15 protein-coding genes are annotated in these 19,358 nt (G+C 69.1%); 6 read left to right on the top strand and 9 right to left on the bottom strand.

The annotated features are described in order from the left end of the window. Window positions 1-288 precede the first annotated feature (288 nt). Entirely contained in the window at window positions 289-684 is a 396-nt protein-coding gene (locus tag SM754_RS09290) for a RidA family protein (protein ID WP_323675945.1), read from the top strand. A 95-nt stretch (window positions 685-779) separates the two neighbouring features. Here the strand turns inward: SM754_RS09290 and SM754_RS09285 are convergent, their stop codons facing one another. The 3 genes from SM754_RS09285 to SM754_RS09275 all read right to left on the bottom strand — a co-directional run bounded on the left by SM754_RS09285 (window position 780) and on the right by SM754_RS09275 (window position 5,024). After that, a complete protein-coding gene (locus SM754_RS09285) occupies window positions 780-1,802 on the bottom strand; it encodes a DUF1616 domain-containing protein (protein WP_323675944.1) in 1,023 nt (340 codons plus the stop codon). Continuing rightward, the gene (locus tag SM754_RS09280; RefSeq protein WP_323675943.1) at window positions 1,802-3,778 is read right to left on the bottom strand and encodes a putative glycosyltransferase family protein; all 1,977 of its coding nucleotides are present in this window, start codon (window positions 3,776-3,778) and stop codon (window positions 1,802-1,804) included. The genes SM754_RS09285 and SM754_RS09280 overlap by 1 nt, the downstream gene beginning before the upstream one ends. A gap of 238 nt (window positions 3,779-4,016) precedes the next feature. Then, window positions 4,017-5,024, bottom strand: coding sequence for a glycosyltransferase (locus SM754_RS09275; RefSeq protein WP_323675942.1), 1,008 nt, complete (start codon window positions 5,022-5,024; stop codon window positions 4,017-4,019). 249 nt (window positions 5,025-5,273) lie between these two features. Here SM754_RS09275 and SM754_RS09270 point away from each other — a divergent pair, with 249 nt between their 5' ends. Then, on the top strand, window positions 5,274-6,581 hold the full coding sequence (locus SM754_RS09270) for a sulfatase (protein ID WP_323675941.1): 1,308 nt from the start codon (window positions 5,274-5,276) through the stop codon (window positions 6,579-6,581). Window positions 6,582-6,850: 269 nt separating this feature from the next. Further along, window positions 6,851-7,057, top strand: a complete 207-nt coding sequence (locus tag SM754_RS09265) for a cold-shock protein (protein ID WP_227133045.1) — start codon at window positions 6,851-6,853, stop codon at window positions 7,055-7,057. Window positions 7,058-7,298: 241 nt separating this feature from the next. Here the strand turns inward: SM754_RS09265 and SM754_RS09260 are convergent, their stop codons facing one another. From SM754_RS09260 to SM754_RS09245, 4 genes are read right to left on the bottom strand one after another with little or no spacing between them, the layout of a single operon-like run. After that, window positions 7,299-7,547, bottom strand: a complete 249-nt coding sequence (locus tag SM754_RS09260) for a hypothetical protein (protein WP_323675940.1) — start codon at window positions 7,545-7,547, stop codon at window positions 7,299-7,301. After that, window positions 7,540-8,886 (bottom strand): DUF354 domain-containing protein, encoded by a 1,347-nt coding sequence (locus SM754_RS09255; RefSeq protein ID WP_323675939.1) that lies wholly within the window; start codon window positions 8,884-8,886, stop codon window positions 7,540-7,542. The genes SM754_RS09260 and SM754_RS09255 overlap by 8 nt, the downstream gene beginning before the upstream one ends. Then, complete coding sequence (locus SM754_RS09250; protein WP_323675938.1) at window positions 8,883-10,268, bottom strand: nucleotide sugar dehydrogenase; 1,386 nt, start codon at window positions 10,266-10,268, stop codon at window positions 8,883-8,885. Before SM754_RS09250 ends, SM754_RS09255 begins: the two co-directional genes overlap by 4 nt. Then, on the bottom strand, window positions 10,265-11,242 hold the full coding sequence (locus SM754_RS09245) for a Gfo/Idh/MocA family protein (RefSeq protein WP_323675937.1): 978 nt from the start codon (window positions 11,240-11,242) through the stop codon (window positions 10,265-10,267). Before SM754_RS09245 ends, SM754_RS09250 begins: the two co-directional genes overlap by 4 nt. A 372-nt stretch (window positions 11,243-11,614) precedes the next feature. Here SM754_RS09245 and SM754_RS09240 point away from each other — a divergent pair, with 372 nt between their 5' ends. Together SM754_RS09240 and SM754_RS09235 are read left to right on the top strand one after the other, a co-directional pair. After that, window positions 11,615-12,547: a polysaccharide deacetylase family protein gene (locus SM754_RS09240; RefSeq protein ID WP_323675936.1), complete on the top strand. Its 933-nt coding sequence runs from the start codon at window positions 11,615-11,617 to the stop codon at window positions 12,545-12,547. A gap of 161 nt (window positions 12,548-12,708) precedes the next feature. After that, window positions 12,709-13,539 carry a hypothetical protein gene (locus tag SM754_RS09235; protein WP_323675935.1) on the top strand — a complete coding sequence of 277 codons (831 nt, stop codon included), beginning with the start codon at window positions 12,709-12,711 and terminating at the stop codon, window positions 13,537-13,539. 79 nt (window positions 13,540-13,618) lie between these two features. On the opposite strand, the gene SM754_RS09230 is transcribed toward SM754_RS09235, so the two are convergent. Together SM754_RS09230 and SM754_RS09225 are read right to left on the bottom strand one after the other, a co-directional pair. After that, window positions 13,619-15,037 (bottom strand): carboxylate--amine ligase, encoded by a 1,419-nt coding sequence (locus SM754_RS09230; RefSeq protein WP_323675934.1) that lies wholly within the window; start codon window positions 15,035-15,037, stop codon window positions 13,619-13,621. A 73-nt stretch (window positions 15,038-15,110) separates the two neighbouring features. Further along, window positions 15,111-16,403, bottom strand: coding sequence for a DegT/DnrJ/EryC1/StrS family aminotransferase (locus tag SM754_RS09225; protein WP_323675933.1), 1,293 nt, complete (start codon window positions 16,401-16,403; stop codon window positions 15,111-15,113). A gap of 474 nt (window positions 16,404-16,877) precedes the next feature. Here SM754_RS09225 and SM754_RS09220 point away from each other — a divergent pair, with 474 nt between their 5' ends. Then, on the top strand, window positions 16,878-19,220 hold the full coding sequence (locus SM754_RS09220) for a right-handed parallel beta-helix repeat-containing protein (RefSeq protein WP_323675932.1): 2,343 nt from the start codon (window positions 16,878-16,880) through the stop codon (window positions 19,218-19,220). Window positions 19,221-19,358: the final 138 nt, after the last annotated feature.

Below are 19,358 nucleotides of genomic sequence, written 5' to 3'. Positions count from 1 at the left end.
TCGTACTCCCCGCTGGCGAACGCACAACCGTCCAACTCACGCTTTCAGAGAGCGCCTTGGCAGCTGTAGCTGCCCGCCTCAGTGACGGGGTTCAGCCCGGAACGTACCGGTTCTTGCTCTTGGGAACGAGGCCATATCTCGCGGTCGAGTTCGCGGTCGATGCAGCCGATCGATCCGAAAGCCGGTTCTATCGGCTGGGTCACTGAGTGTGCGGCGACCGAGCGCGCTCTGGTCTCGTTCGCGAACACGCTCCCGTACTCCTTTGGGTTCCCGCTTCGAGCGTTCGCCATGGAACGACGACGTGTGAGTTCTGGCACGGAGTGGGAGGACGCGGTCGGGTACTCGCGGGCGGTCCGCGTCGGCGACCGCGTCGAGGTGTCGGGAACGACGGCGACGGACGACGACGGCGATGTCGTCGGCGTCGGCGATCCGTACGCGCAGACCGTGCAGGTCGTGGAGAACGTCGAGCGCGCGCTCGCGGAACTGGACGCCTCGCTCGCGGACGTGGTCCGCACCCGCATGTACGTCACGGACGTCGACGACTGGGAGGCCATCGGTCGCGCGCACGCCGAGGCGTTCGACGACGTCCGGCCGGCGACGACGATGGTCGAGGTATCGGGCCTCGTCGACCCCGAGATGTGCGTGGAGATGGAGGCGATAGCGGTCGTCGCGGCGGAGGCGTAGCCGCGACGGCAAGCACTCGTGGGTTTACGCGAGGCGTAAACTCTGACGGTGGGGCGTCGTCAGGAAAGGAAGCCTCGTCAGGAAAAGAGACGTGGTCAGGCTGCGACGAGCGCGGGCCGGGCGACCGCGTCGGCGGCGTCGACGCGGGCGCTGTCGGTCGCGGACGCGTTATCGGCGGTGACGACGTCCGTCCATATCTGGAGCGTGAAGTCCGCCGAGTCCGGCCCCGGGGTTGCGGGCGCGTCGCCCTTGTAGAGCAGGAACACGAGGCGGACGTCCTCGCCGGGTTGCTCGGGGGCGACGTCGCGCGGGACGACGGTCTTCTCGCCGGCGGCGAGCGACACCTCGAACGCGTCGAGCTGTCGCGTCCCGGTGACGGTGCCGTCGTCGCCGACGGACTGCGCGAGCACGACGACCGAGTACCGCGTCTCGGTGTGCTCGTGGTTCTCGACGCCGACGTGGAACGTGTGCCCGTCACCCGCGACGAGCTCGTCCGGGTAGTCCTCGGCGACCAGGTCGCCGTCGGCGTTCTCGTTCAGCACGTAGAACTCCGTGAACGGGTCGCCGGCGGGCGGGAACGCGGCGGTGACGCCGACTGCCGCGAGGAGCACGACCCCGGCTGCGAGGAACGCCACGTTCTGGTTCCGCGAACCGGGGAGCGTGGTCCACGCTCGCTCCAAGGCGCCCGAACGCAGCGGGCCGCGGCGCACGTACGGCGCGAGCAGCGCACGACGCACCGCCGCGACCGCCGCCGCGACGACCGTCATCGCCGCCAAGATACCAGCGACCGGGAGGAACGTCAGTTCCGTGACCGTCACGACCGCCGTGCCGACGACCGCAGCGAGGAGCGCGCTCCCGACCATCGAGAGCGCGACCACGACCGCGGCCGACGGCGTCGCCGCCGGCGCCGGCTCCGCGTCGTCGAACGCCGACGACCGCTCCGGGAACACCGCAGCGACGACCGCGTACCCCGGAACGAACACGAGGACCGCGAGCCCGAGCGTCCACCGTATCGGCCACGGGACGCCCGGGACGACGAACGCGAGCACCGCGAGCACCGAGACGACCGCGACGAGCGCCAGGTCCGTGAACCACCGCCAGTACGCGACGTCGCTCATCACTCGCTCACCTCCGAGTCACCGGGGGACGTACAGAGCAGGACTTCGTCGTTCGCGTACACGTGGTTCCGGCCGTCCGAGCAGACCTCCGACTGCGCGTACGACGCGTCGGTGCTCGGGTACGGCGCCTCACCGAGCTGGTACTGGAACGTCGACGGACCCGTTGTCTGATACGACCGGTAGACGACCGGGACGTCCGCGACCGGGCCGTCGGCGTCGACGACGAGCGTCGCCATCTCGACCGGCTTCTGCGGATGGAACGCACGCCAGTACGGATGGTCGGTCTGCACGTCCGCCATCGTTCCCGCCGACAGCAGGCCGGGGATGGTCTGGCTCGCGGCGAGCTCGGCGTCGGTGAAGGACGTCCGCACGTGGCGGTCGTCGAACGCCGGGTCGTCGAGCGTCGCCTTCTCCGCCATCACCATCGACGTCGGGTACCCGAGCGCGAGCACGAGGACGATTGCAACCATCGCGCCGCGGGGCGCGTGCGACACGACGTGGAACAGCCCGACGGCGGCGACGAGCGACAGCGGCACGTACAGGAACGCGATCCAGCGCCCCGGCATGAACACGGTGATGCCGAACGTGTTGAACCCGAACGTGAACAGGAACATCACGGCGCCCGCGACGAGGACCGTGAGCGTCGCGTCCATCCGCTGCCGCCAGCGCAGCATCACGAGGGCGCCGACGACCGCTCCGGCGAGCAGGAGCGCGAACCCGAACAGCTCGACGTACGGGAGGACCGCGTCCATGAACGTCTCCGACCCGCCAGCCCCGGGAACCGCCGGTTCGCTCGTGCTGATGAGGTTCAGGAAGCCGGCGTCCTCGACGAACGTCTCCTGGATTATCCCGAGCATCCGCACGAGGAACCCGTCCCCGGCGGTGTCCGCGCCACCACCTCTCCAGGGGGCGAGCGTCCACGAGACCGCGGTCGCGACGAGCGATGCGAGGAACGTCCCGCCGAGGACCAGCGTGCTGCGCTGCCAGCCCGACTCGCCGGTCGCATCACGCACGATCGCGACGCCGACGGCGACCGCGAGCGTCACGAGCAGGACGGCCGTCGACACCTGGTGCGTGAACACGACCGCGAGACTGAACGCGAACACCCCCACCGCGACCCAGCTCTCGCCGTCCGTGTAGAACGTCTTCAGGACGAAGTAGAGGACGGGGATGAAGAACGCGAGCCCGAGACTCGTCGGGATGACGTGGAGGCCCCAGCGGATGAACTGGTCGGCGAACGCGTACAGCGCGGTCGCGGCGAGCGCCCACCGCGCGGGCACGAACATCGCGCCGATACCGTACACGAACAGCGCCGACAGCGGGACGACGAGCCCGACGGTCAGGTAGATTCCCGCCCGAGCAGACCCCGTGACGAGCGCGCCGAGCGACGCGAGCACGTGGTACAGCGGCGCGAGCAGGTACTTGCTCTCGCTGAGCGGGTCGAGCGACCCGGTCGCGGCGATGCCGTCGACCCACACGGGGCCGTGCACCCAGATGTCGCCGCCGACGAACCCCGGCACCGCGAACAGCGCGGTGGTGCGGATGACGACCGCGGCGACGAAGATCTCGACGAGGACGACCGGGGGACTGAGCGACTCCGCTCTCACGAGCAGTATCTGGAAGAGCAGGAGCGACCCCACGAGCCCGGTCAGCAGGAGGACGGGCAGCGAGCGTTCGCCGACGAGACGGACCGCGGCGACGAGCGCGGCGACCGCCAGCACGACGACCGCCGGCAGATATCCGGCGATCGTCTCCGAGAACTGCGGGAGCGCCACCTCGTCCATCACGCGGTCGTGCGTCGCGAGGTACGTGCCGCACGCGAGCCCGACCGCGACCGGGATGACGGTGATGAACGGCTGATCGGCGAAGAACCGCAGGCCGAGGAGGAGGACGGCGACGACGAGACCGAGCTTCGCGACCGTGACGTCGACGTCTCGGTCCTCGAACCGGTCCTCGAACGAGTTCCGGTAGCTCATCTCTCGACCTCGCTGCCGACCGTCCTCGCGGACGTGTTCGACGGATCGATGCGGGCGCCTCGGGGGTCGCGACGCGGTCGCGACCCACGGCCGAGGTGTTCGGACAGGAATGACTGGTGCAGCGACACTGTTCTCGAAGGGAGTTCCACGAAGACGGGCTTCGTTATGTTCGCCATACCGCCGTTAGGAACGCTACTACGCCGGGCCGAGCCGCTCGATACTGGGAACGTCCGGGCGGTCATCTCGCCACCGAGTCGTACACGGCACGGATGCGTTCGCCCATCCGCTCGGCCGACAGTTCCGTCATCGTCCGGCGGCCGTCCGAGGGCTCGCCGCGCTCCAGGACGGACGCGAGCGCGTCGGCGAGCTCGTCGTCGGTGCTCGCGACCGTCGCGTTCCGGACGCCGGCGACGAGGTCGGGGACGTCGCCGACCGGCGTCGACACGACCGGTGTGTCGCACGCGAGCGCCTCCTTGATCGCGTTCGGCGACCCCTCGCTCTTCGAGGTCAGGAGGACGGCGTCGGCCGCGTTCAGGTACAGCGGCATCCGGTCGTGGGGGACGCCGTGTATCGCGTGCAACGCCACGGCATCGGCGGCACCGGCGCCGTCCGCACTGCACTCCCCGGTCTGCGTCACGTCGCCGACCTCGACCGCGACCGGTCGCGTCCCGAGTCGGTTCCGGACCTCGTCGACGACCCGCTCCGCTCGCGGGTAGTCCTTCACCGCGCGCTGCTTCGCGTACGGGAAGAGGACGTGCTTGCCGTCCCGGCGCCACCCGAGGACGTCGCGCGCCACCTCGCTGGAGAACGGCCTGAACACGTCCAGGTCGACGCCGTGCGGGATGACGTGACAGTCCGTTCCCGTCGCCGCGGCCATCTCGTCGCTCATCACGATGACGGCGTCCGCGCGCTTCGCGCAGAACCGACTGAGTGGCGCGGGCTTCCCGAGGATGTCGGACCCCCACAGCGTCAGGACGACCGGGAGGTTCGGTTGCGCGAGCGCCGCGGGCGCTGTCAGCCCGTAGTTCGCGTGCAGGACGTCGTACTCGCCGAACGACGCCTTCAACACCGCTGGATAGTACCTGACGTAGTCGAGCACGGACCGCGACCGGTCGGCGTGGTCCGTCGTCACCCGCTTCCCCGGCACGGGCAGGACGTCGACCTCGACGCCCTGGGCTTGGAGGACCGCGACCTGCTGCCGGAAGAACTCGGCTTCGTCGTTCGTCACGAGATTGAGTACGCGCATGAGAGTGGCTTCACTCGACAGACCGATGCGACGGGGATTGTTATGGCCGACCTACCCGCGTTCCACCCCGTTCCACGGACGAGAACGCCCGACGAGAGCGTCGTCGCGCCGACGACACGGTCGGCGTCCCGACCCGCGTGGCGGTCGAACGCGAACTCGTCTCGGAGTTGCCGCCGCCTAACAAAGCCACCAGCACGTCTTGCGGCCAGTAACTGCGCAGAACCCGCGCTCGGGACTCCCCACGAACCCATGCCACAGTCACCACCGAACCTCGTCCTCGTCTCGATAGATAGCCTCCGTGCGGACCACTGCGGGTACGTCGGCGACGACCGCGGGCTCACGCCCACGATGGACGCGCTGGCGGACGACGGCGTCGCGTTCACGCAAGCGATCGCACCCGGCCCGCAGACGTTCTCGTCGATGCCGGTCGCGTTCACCGGCGAGTACCGCCCGCCGAACTCGCTCGAATCCGTCGACGCGTCCTCGCACTGGGCGCGACGCATGGGCGCCATCGAGAACCACATCACGCGGTTCGAGACGCTCCCGGAGCGCCTCCAGCGCCGCGGGTACACGACCATCGGGTTCAGTCCGAACCCGTGGACGTCGACCGTCTCCGGGTTCGACCGCGGCTTCGACCACTTCGTCGACTTCTCCCAGGCGTCCGGGGACTCCGAGCGGCTGCGCGACCGCGTCGCGACGCGCGTCCTCGGCGAGAACCCCGACCGGAAGGCGTTCGAGCTCGCGAAGGACATGGTGACGGGGTCGTCGTTCTTCGCGCAATGGGGGTCGTTCTACGACGACGTGCTCGCGGCGGTCGCGGACGCTCCCGAGCCGTTCTTCCTCTGGGTGTTCCTCATGGACACGCACTTCCCGTTCGTCACGACGCGCGAGCACCGCGTCGAGCAGTCCGCACTCGGCATGTACTACAGTACGCTGGCCTCCCAGGGCGCGATGCGGGGCACCGACGACTCGATGCCGGCACGCGCGATCGGCACCACGAAACGAAGCTACCGCGACACCGTCCGCGCAGCGGACGCGTTCCTCGACGCCATCCAGCAGGACCTCGCGCACGCGAACCCCGTGACCGTCGTGCACTCCGACCACGGCGAGTCCTTCGGCGACCACGGGAACTTCGGCCATCACCACCGCGAGGTCTACGAGGAGAACGTGCACGTCCCGTACCTCGTCCACGGTCTCGACCGCGCGGGCCGCGTCGACGAACCGACGTCGCTCGCGTCGATTCCGCGAGTCCTCACCGAGATCGCGGACGCGGGCACCTTCGACCCCGAACCGTCGGGTGACGCCGTCGTGGCCGCCAGCGAGGCCGGCGAGCACGTCGCGGTGCGCGACGACCGCTTCAAGCTCGTGCGCTCGGACGACCAGGTCGTCCTCTACGACCTCGACGTCGACCCCGAGGAGACGACGGACGTCTCCGCCGACCACAAGGCGGTCCGCCACCGGCTCGAACGCGTCCTCCGCACGCACGACGACCACGTCGCGGAGACCGGCCGCCTCGACGCCGCCACGCGCGTCGTCGCAGCTCGCGGCGACCTCTGACCGCGGCACCGACGACACGCGGCGACCTCTCGCCGCGCGACCACCACTCGAACTCGCTCGAGCACCCCGGACGGTCGACGGGTACATTCGGTCGTCATTCACTAGCAGAGTCCTCCATGGCGGTGAATCCGGGAGATTGCCCTCAGGAGCGACCTCACCCACTCAACTACGCGGTTCAGGGACTCAGCGGACCTACTTCCCGGCGGACGGGTCGTGGTACCCCGACTCTCGGAAGGGTTATCCCTCCGGCGGCGTTTGATACAATCGCAATGGCAAACGGTAAGGTTGACTTCTTCAACGACACTGGCGGCTACGGTTTCATCTCGACTGACGACGGCGACCTCGACGACGACGAGGACGTGTTCTTCCACATGGAGGACGTCGGCGGCCCCGACCTCGAAGAGGGTCAGGAAGTTGAGTTCGACATCGAATCGTCCCCCAAGGGACCGCGCGCGACGAACCTCGTCCGCAAGTAAACTAGTTCTCGTCGGTCGCTAGCGGCGACGGACGACGACCCAATTTCTCACAGCACCACACCCCAGAGCGACCGCGCCGTCGCGGAGTCCGATGGCTCGGTCGTCCTGAGCTACGCGTCACCCGTGCGGGAGGACGGTTCGCTCGGTGGCGGGCGTGATGAACGGGGAACGAGTGCGATGAATGAAGAGCGGTCGCGATGAACCGAAGACGAGTGCGGTTCGGCCGGTCGCGGGACCGAGGTCAGAGGTAGCCCAGGGAGTTCAGGCGTTCCTCGAGGGCTTCGGCGTCCACGTCGACGTCCTCGGCCGCGGGCCTTCCATCGGGCGCGTCCTCGGTCGGGTCGGCGACCTCGCGGAGGAGCGCCTCGAGGGCGACGGCGACGTACTCCTCGACCGACTCGTACTGCGTGTACGGCAGTCGGGATTCGACGGCTTCGACGACGTGCTCGGGGAGCTCGACCGAGACGGTCTCCGCTCGCTCCTCAGGCATCGTCCCCCTCCGTCCGCGTCGGGTCACTCTGGTCGGGGCCGCCGTCGGTCGCCTCCACCTGCGGGTCGCCGTCCGAGCGCGCCTCGACGTCGTCGACCGTCCCGGCCTCGTCGCCACCGTCGGTGCCGTCGCCGTCCGGTTCGGTGCCGACGGTCGCGACGCTCGCGTCGACGTCCGCGTCGCGAGCCGCGAGCTGGCGCGGACTCGAAGCGCGCGAGCTCCCCGCCATCGCGAGTATCTCGTCGACCAGCACGCGGTTCACGTCCATCTGTTCGTCGAGCATCCGCTCGCGGCGGCGCTGGAGCTCCGCGCGGTCCGGCGGGTTCAGGACGAGGTCCTTCGCGGCCGCGATCGCCGCACGTTCGTCGCGGATGGACTGCAGGAGCCCGTAGCGCGCGAGCGCCTTGTAGATCATCTCGCCGGTCGTCCCGACGATGGAGTTCGTCCGGATCGCGGGCGTCCCGAGGATGGCCGCCTCCGCGGCCATCGTGCAGGAGTCGCCGAGGTACAGGTCCGCGTAGTACATGACGTGGTGGACGTCCTCCGGCGGCGTCGACAGCGTCAGGTGCCGGAGGTCGTCGGGGACGCCCTCCTCGGCGGAGAGATACACCGTCCCGTGGTCTTGGAGAAAGTCGACGAGTTCGCGCATCCCCTCGGGCGACAGCCCGCTATGGCCGGCGTCGTGGTACGCGCCCCACCCCGTCAGTCGAAGGAGGAAGTACCGTTCGTCCGGGTCGACGCCGTGCGTCTCGAGGACCGACGGGTCCGGCGTGAAGTGCGTCGGGTGGAGGTACGCGAGCTCCTGGAACGGCAGATGCCGGCGCTTCCCGGGGTCGATATCGAGCCGGAACTGGTCCGGGACGAGGACGCGGTCCACCCAGCGCAACGTCAGCGCGTGGTTGATGCGACGGAGTGCCTTCGACCCGCGGAGCGTGTCGCAGACGATGAGGTTCTTGCAGCCGACGAGCTTCGAGACGTGCACTGGCGGCGGCGCGAGTCGACTGACGATGACGTCCGGCTCGAACTCGCGGGCGAGCCCGTAGAGGCGCTTCTCGTTCACGCACATCTCCCAGACGAGCCCGGGGAACGAGTCCGCCTGCTCGGTCATCGGGACGTGCTCGACGTCGTACGCGTCGAGGAGGTCGATGGCGACCTCCTTGTACCGGGAGGCGACGAGGGTCTCGTGACCCATCGCCTCGAGGTCCGCGATGGCGTTCCGGAACAGGTGCACCTGCGCCGGATGGCCGACGTTGAACAGGACCCGCTTCGGGTCCGCGTCGCGTTCGCCGTCGACGAACGCCTCGAACTCCTCGGCGGAGACGGCGTCGATGCTCGTCATCGCGGCCACCTCCCGCCGACGGTGTAGACCGGCGCGTCGACGTCATCGGGGAGGACGAACCGGCCGTCAAGTACCGGGGCGTCGAACGCCGCCCAGTCGAGGTCGCGGAACTCGTCGTGGCCCGCGAGGACCGCGACCGCGTCCACGTCCTGCTCCGCGACGGCGTCCATCGGAACGCGCTCGACGCCTTCGAAGCTCGACCAGTCGTCGACGAACGGGTCCGCGGCGAGCACGCGCATCCCGCTGGCGGCGAGTTCGCGCGCCACCACCGGGCCGGGCGAGTAGCGGAGTTCGGCGACGTTCCCGCGGTACGCGAGCCCGAGCACGAGCACCGTCGGCGCGTCGCCGTCGACGCCGTGGGCTTCGAGCATCGCTTCGAGGAGCGCGACCGCGTGCTCGGGCATCGCGTCGTTCACGCCGCGAGCGGCGTGCAGGAGGTCGGCGTCGACCGCCGGGTACGCGCCGGCGAGGAAGTACGGGTAGACGGGGATGCAGTGCCCGCCGACGCCGGGACCAGGAGTGTGGATGTCGCAGTACGGCTGCGTGTTCGCCACGTCGATGGCCTCGTTCACGTCCACGTCCAGCGGCCGCGCGTACAGCGCGAGCTGGTTCGCGACCGCGATGTTGACGTCGCGGTACACGCCCTCGAACACCTTCACCGCCTCCGCAGTGGCGGCGTCGCTCGTCGCGACGACGTCGTTCTCGGCGATCTCGCCGTAGAGCACCGAGGCGACGCGCGTGCTCTCGGCGTCCACGCCGCCGACGACCTTCGGGTACGCGCCGCGGACGTCCTCGAGCGCCCGACCGCTCGACGTGCGCTCCGGGCACGCGGCCGCACCGAACTCGCCGACCTCCAGCCCGCTGATCCGCGCGAGCGTCGGAACGACGACGTCCCGGGTGGTGCGTGGCGGGACCGTGCACTCGACGACGACGAGGTCGCCGGGCGACAGCCCCGCGCCGATGCTCTCCAGTGCGGCCTCGACCGTCGATAGGTCCGGCTCGTGGCCGTCGAGCAGCGTCGGGACCATGAGGACGTGGACGCTCGCCGCTCGCGCGGCCGCGACCGGGTCGGCCGTCGCCGAGAGCGCACCCCGGTCGACGACGTCCGCGACGAGCGCCGGGAGGCCGGGTTCGCGTTCGACGTGACAGTCGCCCGCGGAGACGGTCTCGACGACGGCCTCGTCGATGTCAACGCCCGTGACGTTCCCGCAGACGTCCGCGTACACCGCCGCCAGCGGGAGCCCCATCTTCCCGAGGCCGTAGACCGCGACCGGTATCTCGCCCGCGAGGAACGCCTCGCGGAGGTCGTCGTCCGACGCGGCCGGGTCGTACGCCGGGCGACGCGAGGCGTCGACCGCGCGCACCGCACCGTCACCGGTCATCGCGCGGTCACCTCCGTGCGCTCCGCGAGCGCCAGCGCCTCGATGCGTTCCGCGAGCGCCTGCACGCGCAGCGCGTCCTCCGGCGTCACCTCCGCGGGTTTGCCCTCGCGGACGGCGTTCACGAACGACTCCAGTTCCGCCTTCAACGGCTCGCCGTTCTCCACCATCGGCTGCTCGACGACGCTCTCGTGCCGGTAGCGGATGTCGCCGTTCGTCTCCAGGTACTCGGGGAACGACTCCCGGTGGATGTTCACCGACTGCTGGATGAAGTCGACGTTCACGCGACAGGACTCCGCGGTCACCGACAGCTCCCGGATCTTCTGGCGCGTTCGCCGGCTCGCGGTGAGCGACGCGACCGTCCCGTCCTCGAACACGAGCTGGGCGACGACGTACTGCGGGCCGTGCGAGATCGCGGACACCGACGCGACGTCGCAGTCGACGAGCGACAGGAGGATGTCGAGGTCGTGCACCATCAGGTCGAGCACGACGCTGTCCTTGATGTCGCGGTCGATCGGCGGCCCGAGCCGCTCCACGTCGAACGCGATGAGGTCCAGGTCCGGGACGACGTCCTGGAGGACGCGCGTCGCCGGATTGAACCGCTCGATGTACCCGACCTGGAGGACGAGTCCGCGCTGGCGTGCGAGCGTCGCGAGCTCCTCGCCGCGTTCGCGCTCCTCGACGAACGGCTTCTCGACGAGGACGTGCACGTCGCGCTCGAGGCACGTCTTCACCACGTCGTAGTGGTGTTCGGTCGGGACCGCGACCGACACCACGCTGGCCGCGTCGAGGAGGTCGGGCAGGGACAGGACGTCGGTCTCGTAGTCGTCGGCGACGGCTTCGGCGCACGACTCGTTCGCGTCGTAGACGCCGACGAGGTCGACGCCGGGGAGTTCCGCGTACACGCGAGCGTGCTGGCGGCCCATGCTCCCGACGCCGACCACGCCGGCGGGGACGCGTTCGCGACGACCGCTCATCGTCCTCCCTCGCTACCCGTGGGGTCGCGACGCCGGCCGTCGGCATCGTTCCGGCACTCGCGTCCTCGGTAACTCCGTGTTACCGAGCGCGCTCCCTGCACGTCGGTCGGTGGCGGGCTCCGAACTGTTCTTCGGCGTCGATAAGTCACGGAGGAAACTCCCGCTGGTAGACGTATTGTTATGTTCTGCTTGCCTTCGATAGTCGCGCACTGACGGCCACGCAGTCATTCGAATCCGGCCGTCTGACCGGTACCGACTCGCGCTCACCTGGAGGACCGGCGAAGGCGGACCGTAACTAACCCCTCGTACCGTCTTCGTACCGTTCATGTATCCGCGAACTCCGCAAGACCCACTCGGAGGCGGTCGATAGCCGTGGGGTCGGTCGTGTTCTCGCTCGACGCGGAACTCGCGTGGGGGTTCCCGGACTTCGCGTCCCTCCCGATGGACCGCGTCGACGCGTCCCGCGACGCCTGGTCGTGGCTCGTCGACCTCTTCGACGAGTACGACGTCCCCGCCACGTGGGCGGTCGTCGGCCACCTGTTCCTCGAGGACTGCGACGCCCGGCACGCCGACCTCGACGCTCCAGACGGCTGGTTCGCGCACGAGAGCGGCGCGCTCGCCGGCCGCCACGACGTCCGCTTCGCGCCCGACCTCGTCGCCGCGGTCAGGAACGCGGACGTCGCTCACGACGTCGGCTCGCACTCGTTCGCGCACGTCCCCTTCGACCACCCGGAGACGACGCGCGAACTCGTCGACGCGGACCTCGGCCGCGCGGTCGCCGTCGCCGCCGATCAGGGGGTCGTGCTCGAATCGTTCGTGTTCCCTCGGAACGCCGTCGGGTTCCGCGACCTGCTCGCCAAGCACGGCTTCCGAACGTACCGAAGCGCGGGCGCGCCGACCGGTACCGGGCTCGCACGCGCCGCCCGGAAGATCGCGGCCGTCGTCGACCCCGGGCGCGTGCCGCTCGTCGAACCGCGCGTCGACGAGTACGGGCTCGTCGACCTCCCACCGTCGCTGTTCCTGTTCGGGTTCGAGGGCCGAGCGCGGGACACCCTCGCGGCGGCCTGGACGGACCCGATCGTCCGGCAGGCGACGGACGCCATCGACCGCGCCGCAGCCGGCGACGGCGTCTGCCATCTCTGGCTCCACCCGAACAACGTCGTCGACGACGCCGGCCGCGCCCGCCTCGAAGCCATCGTCGCGCACGTCGCCCGTCGCCGCGACCAGGACGGCCTCGTCGTGGAGACGATGCGGGACGTCGCAGACCGCGTCCTCGAGACCGAACCGACCACGACCGTCGCCTGACCCGCGACCGTCGCTCGACGGCGAACGAACTCCCCCGTCCCGACGGCTCGGCGTCCGTAGATGCACCCTGGTACCACGGTCACCCGCGGTAACAAGTCGACTACCGCGCGATGGCTATCGCATAACAATACCTGCCGACCTCGTTCGGAGAGGCGACCACCATGCAACGGACACCAGAAGACGGCCCGCTCCCGATGAACCGACGACGCATGCTCGCCCTCGCAGCCGGCTCCATCGTCGGTGCGACCGGTCTCACCGCGCTCTCCGGGAGCGCGCTCGCGTGGACGGACCGCCACATCGAGTTCAAGGGCTGCAGCGAGGTGTGGGTGATGACGACCGAGAGCGACCTGAAGGACGGCGACGACGTCGACGAGTCCAGCCCGCCGCTCGCGAACGTCGTCGTCGGACTCGACGACGGCACCACGGAGTGCCGCGAGCTCCTCGCCACCCACCAGAACGCGACGACGGTCCCCGGCCAGTACGGCGACCTCGCCGTCCTGAAGTTCCCCGTCGACGACGGCGAGAAGATACTGGGCGTCCTCACCTACAACCGACGCCCGGATGAACCGTGGGGGACCCGGTTCAGCTATCCGTCCTGCTGGGCGGTCAACGAGCACGTCTGCGCAAAGACGCCGGGGGCCGCCTCCTTCTCCGACGCGGACTGTATCCAGAAGCTCGACGGGGACGAGGCCGACTATCCGTGCCCCGATCATATCGTCACCGGCAGCTGGGAACGCGGCAACGACGGCGATGGTGATGGCCGCGACGACGACAGCGGCGGGAGCGGAGGGAACCGAAAGGGCGGTGGGAACGGAAAGGACGGTGGGAACGGAAAGGGTGGAGGGAATGGAAAGGACGGTGGGAACGGCAAGGGGCATGGTAAGGGCGGCAAGGGTAAGGGGAAGGGTGGAGGGAACGGTAAGGGTAAGGGGAAGGGCGGTGGGAACGGGAAGGGTAAGGGGAAGGGCAAAGGGAACGACCGTGGTCGCTGAGGGGTTCGTTCGGTCGCAGTCGCTCGTTCTTCGGGTCGCTCGGTCGTCGGAAGTCGTGAGTGCAGGCGTGAGGACTCGGTCAGTCGGTGGTGACTGTGACGTCGTCCGACTCCTCGTCGCCGGTTCTCGTGAGTGGGTCCGCGGTCGCGTGACCGACCGCGTCTGCGGGCTCGACGCCGGTGTCGCGCTCGGGGTCGGTCGGTGATGCGTCGGCGAAGGACGCGTCGGCGGGCGGCGGACTCGCGGTCGTGGCGTCGGTCGCCGTCGCCGACACGCGCCGAGGGTCGAGTTCGCGGATGACCGTGCGTGCCGTCGCCGTGGTCATGTTCACGAGGTCACGGAGGAACGGTCCGGGGTCGCGGGGGTCGAGGTGGTCGAAGCGCGGGTTCGTGACGACGCTCGCGGCGATGTTCGCGGTCGTCCGGAGCGCTGACGGTCGGTCGACGAGCGGGTTCGGTTCCGTGAGGACGCTGTGGAGGTGGACGAGTTCGCCGCGGACGAGGTGACTCGCGGTCCCCGGTCGGTAGTCGACGGGCGTCGACGTCTCGCCGGTCGTCGAGAGCTCCCAGTACAGGGCGGGGTAGTCGACGCCGGCGTGGACGTCCATCGGGACGCTCGCCGGGAACCGCGGGTTCACCTCCAGTAGTTTGAACGTGCCGTCGCTGTCGCGGAGGAAGCCGACCGACGCCATGCCCTCCCAGTCGAGCTCGTCGAGGAGCGCGAGCCCGAGACGTTCGAGCTCCGGGATGTCGACGGCCTCGTGGTAGATGCTCGGCCCGCGCGAGTACTTGTAGCCGCGGACGAGGCGCTTCTGGCTGGTCGCGACGGGCTCGCCGTCGTGGTAGAGCGCTCGCATGCAGTACTCGACGCCGTCGACGAACCCCTGCGCGAGCGGGACGTGCCCCATCGCGTCGACGAGGGCGTCGACGTCCGGCGCCTCGCCGGGGTCCAGGAAGATAGTCTTCGCCGGTGACGCGAACCGACCCACAGGGAACTGGTCGTCGTAGTCGCTCGCGAGCAGCGCCCACCGCCCTTTCACGATGCGTTCGCGGTCCCAGTCCTCGACGTCGGTGAGCAACTGGGTCTCGGGGACGGGGACGCCAGCACGCTCCGCGGCGGCGAACAACTCGAAGCGGTCGTGGACCGCTCGCAGCGAGTGCATCGTCGGCCAGACCGCGGCGACGTGCTCCGCGAACTCGTCGCGGTGCTTCGAGAGCACGAACTGGTCCGCCTCGCGCATCGGGACGATGGCCGCGACGTCCTCGCGTTCCGCGAGCGCGAGCAGCGCGTCCCGGTATCCCGCGGCGTCCGTCATCGGGTCCGGGACGCGAACGCGCTCGTCGCAGTAGCGCGACCAGAGCGCGGGCGCGTCGTCGCGCTCGGACGTCGCGACGGTGTGAACGTCGCGTCGGCCGAGAGACCGCAGGACGGTCGCGGCGTGCGCCGCGGCCACCGCGGGAACGACGACGGACCCACCCCTCTGAACTTGGTCTCGCATACGCTCACTCACGCGAGACCGACGTGTAGTAAATCGCGTCCTACCGAGCGGTCGAGTCCGTCGCCGGATTCGGTCAGTCGAGTCTGTCGTCGTAGGCTCTGCAGACGTTCGCGACGAGGTCGACGACCCGCTCGCGGTCCGCGTCGTCGACGAGGTGGTGCGTGGGGAGCGGGAGGATGCGCCGCTGGAGCGCTCGCGCACCCGGGAACGCGTCGCCGTCGATCTTCGGCCAGTCGTAGAGCCGCGACGTCCCGACGCCGTGCGCGTCGAGCGTGAACGCGATCTCGTTCCGGCGTTCGTACGAGTCGACGAGGAGCCCGAATCGAACCCACTGGTGGTCGGAGATCCCTCGGAGCGGTCGGATGACGCGCACGTGGGGCAGGTCCGAGAACGCGGTGGCGTACGCGGCGGCGGTCCGGGCGCGCGCCCGGCGTTCGCGTCGAGTCCGAGCGAACACGCGGCGTGCGACGGCGCACTGGAAGTTCGACATCGTCGCGAAGGTGGTATCCGCGTCGTACGCGATATCGTCTTTCGCGTCCGGATGCGTCGTCATCTGGTGCTTCCCGTCGGTGTTCCGGTCGAACTCCGCGGCGACCCGCGAGTACGCGTAGTACCGACGCGGCCCCTGGACGAGCGCGTACCCGGCGAGCGCGGCGACGTTCGGCGGCGCGGGCTCGCGGCCGACGTCGGAGAACGTTACGTCGGGGTGGCGACCGATAGCCATCCCGCCGCCGACGGGGATCGGTTTCCCTTGCTGGAAGTTCAGGACGCTCACGTCGCCGTACGTCCCGAGCCGTCGGTCGTCGTAGCTCGCCCCGAGCGCGTACCCGAGCGCTTCCAGGAGGAAGCAGTCCGCGTCGTCGGCTATCGCGCGCATCGCGCTCACGTCCGAGCCGTACCCGAGGACGTTCACGGCGACGACCGCGACGACGTCCTCGCCGGTGGCATCGCGGAGGGAACGCTCGTCCGCGGCGAGCGTCTCCGGGTCGACGTCGTACCGTCGAGCGTCTAAGCCGACGCCGTCGACGGCGTCGAGGAAGTCGGAGCTACAGAACGCGGGCAGGAGGACGGTCCGTCTGCTCCCATCGGTCGCCTCGTCGAGCGCGCGGAGCGCTGCGCCGAGGGCTCGCCGGTACGAGGAGTACGTCGCGGCGCTGTCGGCGTCGAGGTACGCGCGGACGTCGTCGACGAACCCGGCGCGACCCCGGCCGAGCGCGTGCGCGCCGAGCCCCGCGGCGATGTCGCCCGCGGTCACTCGCGTGAGCGCCCCCGGGAGCTCGTGGAACGGTCGTTTCGCGGGTTGCGGGCCGGTCCCGCGCTCGCCGTGGTCCCTCGCCGATGCTTCGCGTGCTGTGTCCGTCCGCATCGACCGATAGAACCCGTTCTCGGGGTTAAGTAATGGGTCGCGTACCCGAACGTATCCGCGGGGTCGGCCGTCGCGGTGACTGCGATGGTCGGACCGGGATGCTGGTGGGCCGGAGCGGTCGGTCGTACTCGTGACTGGCGTGGGACAACGGTGGGTTCGGCCGGGCCGTCGTGGTTCGGCCGGGCCGAAGGTCGGGCATACCACGGCGCGCTCGGTTCGTGTCAGGCCGCTAGACTCCGCGCCCCGGGATTCGCGCTGACGGCCCTGACAACGCTTCTCTAGGCCGCTAACTCACCGGTAATAGCGTCCTACTCGCCGTAGAACTGGGTTTCTGGGGTCTCAAAAGGTTCTCGGACCAACGGAAATCGCTGTTGGTATCTGGTAACCAAACCTCGCCGAGCGGTCAGTAGCGGTCCCATTCCGGTGGCATACCCGTAAAAACCGACTTAGTAGGTAAGGGGTGGATACCAGAGTATGTCGGACCGTAATGGTGCGGTTAATGGCACTGACGCGGACGAACAACCCAAGCGACTCGGCAGGCGGCGACTGATGCAACTCGCGGGCGTCACGACGGTGGGCACGACGCTCGCGAGCATCCGTGGAAGCGCGGCAACCAAGTACAAGAACACGATAACCTTCACCGGAACCGACTCGTCCGTGGAAGCGAGTTACAGTTTCGGCGTCACCGACGGGATCTCCCCCCAGGACAGCGTCGAGAACAGCGACGAGGTCGCGGCGGCCTCCGCGAGCGGCACCGTCTCCGGCGACAGCGACGCCTACGACTTCAACGGGTCCCTCTCGAGCCTCCAGGTGGACGGCTCGGTCCAGGTAACCATCGACTACCGGGACAACACGACGAAGAAGACCGACGGCGACCTCCTCGAGATCGTCACTCCCGCCGACGGGAGCGTCGAGTACGAGTTCGTGACGACGAGCGAACCCGCGAAGGTCACGGACAACGGGAAGAACTCCGCGGAGGGGAACGACACCGTCACGCAGAACGACGACGGGACGTGGACGGTCACGGGCCTCACCGGGAACGGCTACGGCGACGCGTTCGACCTCACCGGCGACGTCACCTCGTTCCTCCCCGAGACCGGGACCTACACGCTCCTGCTGAACGGCGAGGAGGTCACGGTCGACGAACTCACCGTCGACGGCGGCGGCGACGGGTCGACGACCGAGCCGACCCCGCACCTCCTCGAGATAACGACGCCCAGCGACGGGAGCGTCGAGTACACGTTCACCGCCTCGGGCGAGATATCGAAGGTCCTCGACAACGGCGACAACTCAGCCGAGGAGCAGAACGACACCGTCACGCAGAACGACGACGGGACGTGGACGGCCACGGGCCTCACCGGGAACGGCTACGGCGACACCATCGAGTTCGTCGGCGACGCCCTCGAGTTCACGCCCGTCACGGGCGACTTCACACTGTACCTCGACGGCCAGGAGATCACGGTCCCTGACCTCACCGGCCAGCAGGTCCCCTCGAAGACGCTGAAGATCACGACGCCGACGGACGGCAGCGTCGAGTACTCGCTGACGACGTCCGGCGAGATATCGAAGGTCATCGACAACAGTGACGACTCCGCCGAGGAGCAGAACGACACCGTCACGCAGAACAGCGACGGGACGTGGACGATGACGGGCCTCACCGGGAACGGCTACGGTGACACCCTCGAGTACGAGGGCGAGGCCCTGGATTTCAGTCCGATGGAGGGCACGTTCTCGCTGTACCTGAACGGCCAGCTCACGACGACGTACGAGCTCCTCGGCGAGGAACCGCCGTCTGACGGCGGCAGCGACGGCGGCAGCGACGACGGGTCCTCGTCGAGCACCGCACTCATCGGTGGCGGCGACGGCTACGGGCGGACGGTGACGCGCGACGACGCGAACCTCATCGCGCGTACCGCCTCGGAACTCGAGGACTCGCTCGCCGCGGCGAGCTCGGGCGAGGTCGTGTTCGTCCCCGGCGACGAGCGCGTCGACCTCGGATGGAACAGCTTCGACATCCCGGACGGCGTGACGCTCGCGTCGAACCGCGGCGTCAGCGGGTCCGAGGGTGCGCTCCTCTTCACGGACGAGGACGTCGACGACACGTTCTACATGTACGGCACCGGTCGGTTCACCGGCATCAGGCTGCGTGGCGCGCATCCCGGTGCGGACACCGACGGCCCCTCGAACACGAGCGGCGTGAAGGTGCGTGGCGACGGCGAGCTCGACAACTGCCGCGTGTCCGGGTTCACCTACGACGGCATCGGCCCGGAGAACGGGTCGCGCGTTCACATCCACCACAACGTCATCGTGGAGAACAACCGCTCGGGTCTCGGCTACGGCGTCCACGTCGAGGACGCCGACCCGATAATCGAGTACAACTACTTCAACAACAACCGGCACTCGGTCGCCATGAGCGAGGCCAACGGTAGTTACACGTGCCGGTACAACCACTTCGGGCCGCAGTCGATCGACCACGTCATCGACGTTCACCAACCCGGTGGCGTGCGCTTCGACATCCACAACAACGTCGTCGAGACGAAGTACGAGGACGTCAACGACCGCGGCTCGGACGAGTGGGAGAACGCCGTTGCACAGCGCGGCTACGCGGACGACTTGACCCTCGTCGAGGACAACTGGTTCTTCAACCCCAACGAACCGACGTCCTCGACCCCGGGCAGCTGGTCGTACGAGGCCATCATCCAGCCGGAGAACGACTCCTGGACGAACGTGACCTTCCGGAACAACTACTACGGCGAGGACGCGAACGTCACGTTCTCGGACATCATCCCGGGGTACGACGGCAGTCGCTCGAACTGACTCCGTCGACTCCGAACAGGACCGTTCTCTCACGCGTTTCTGGGGACGCGAGCGGTGTAGGCTCGCCATAACAAAGCGGTCGCTGGCGAGTGTTCTCCCTGTGACCTCCATCGCGACCGTCCGCTCCGGCCGCTCGGA

It is taken from the genome of Halorubellus amylolyticus, assembly GCF_034808145.1.
Taxonomy (GTDB): Archaea; Halobacteriota; Halobacteria; order Halobacteriales; family Natrialbaceae; genus Halorubellus.
Note: the sequence above shows the minus strand (reverse complement) of the source record. Positions and strands in the feature narration are given on the sequence as shown.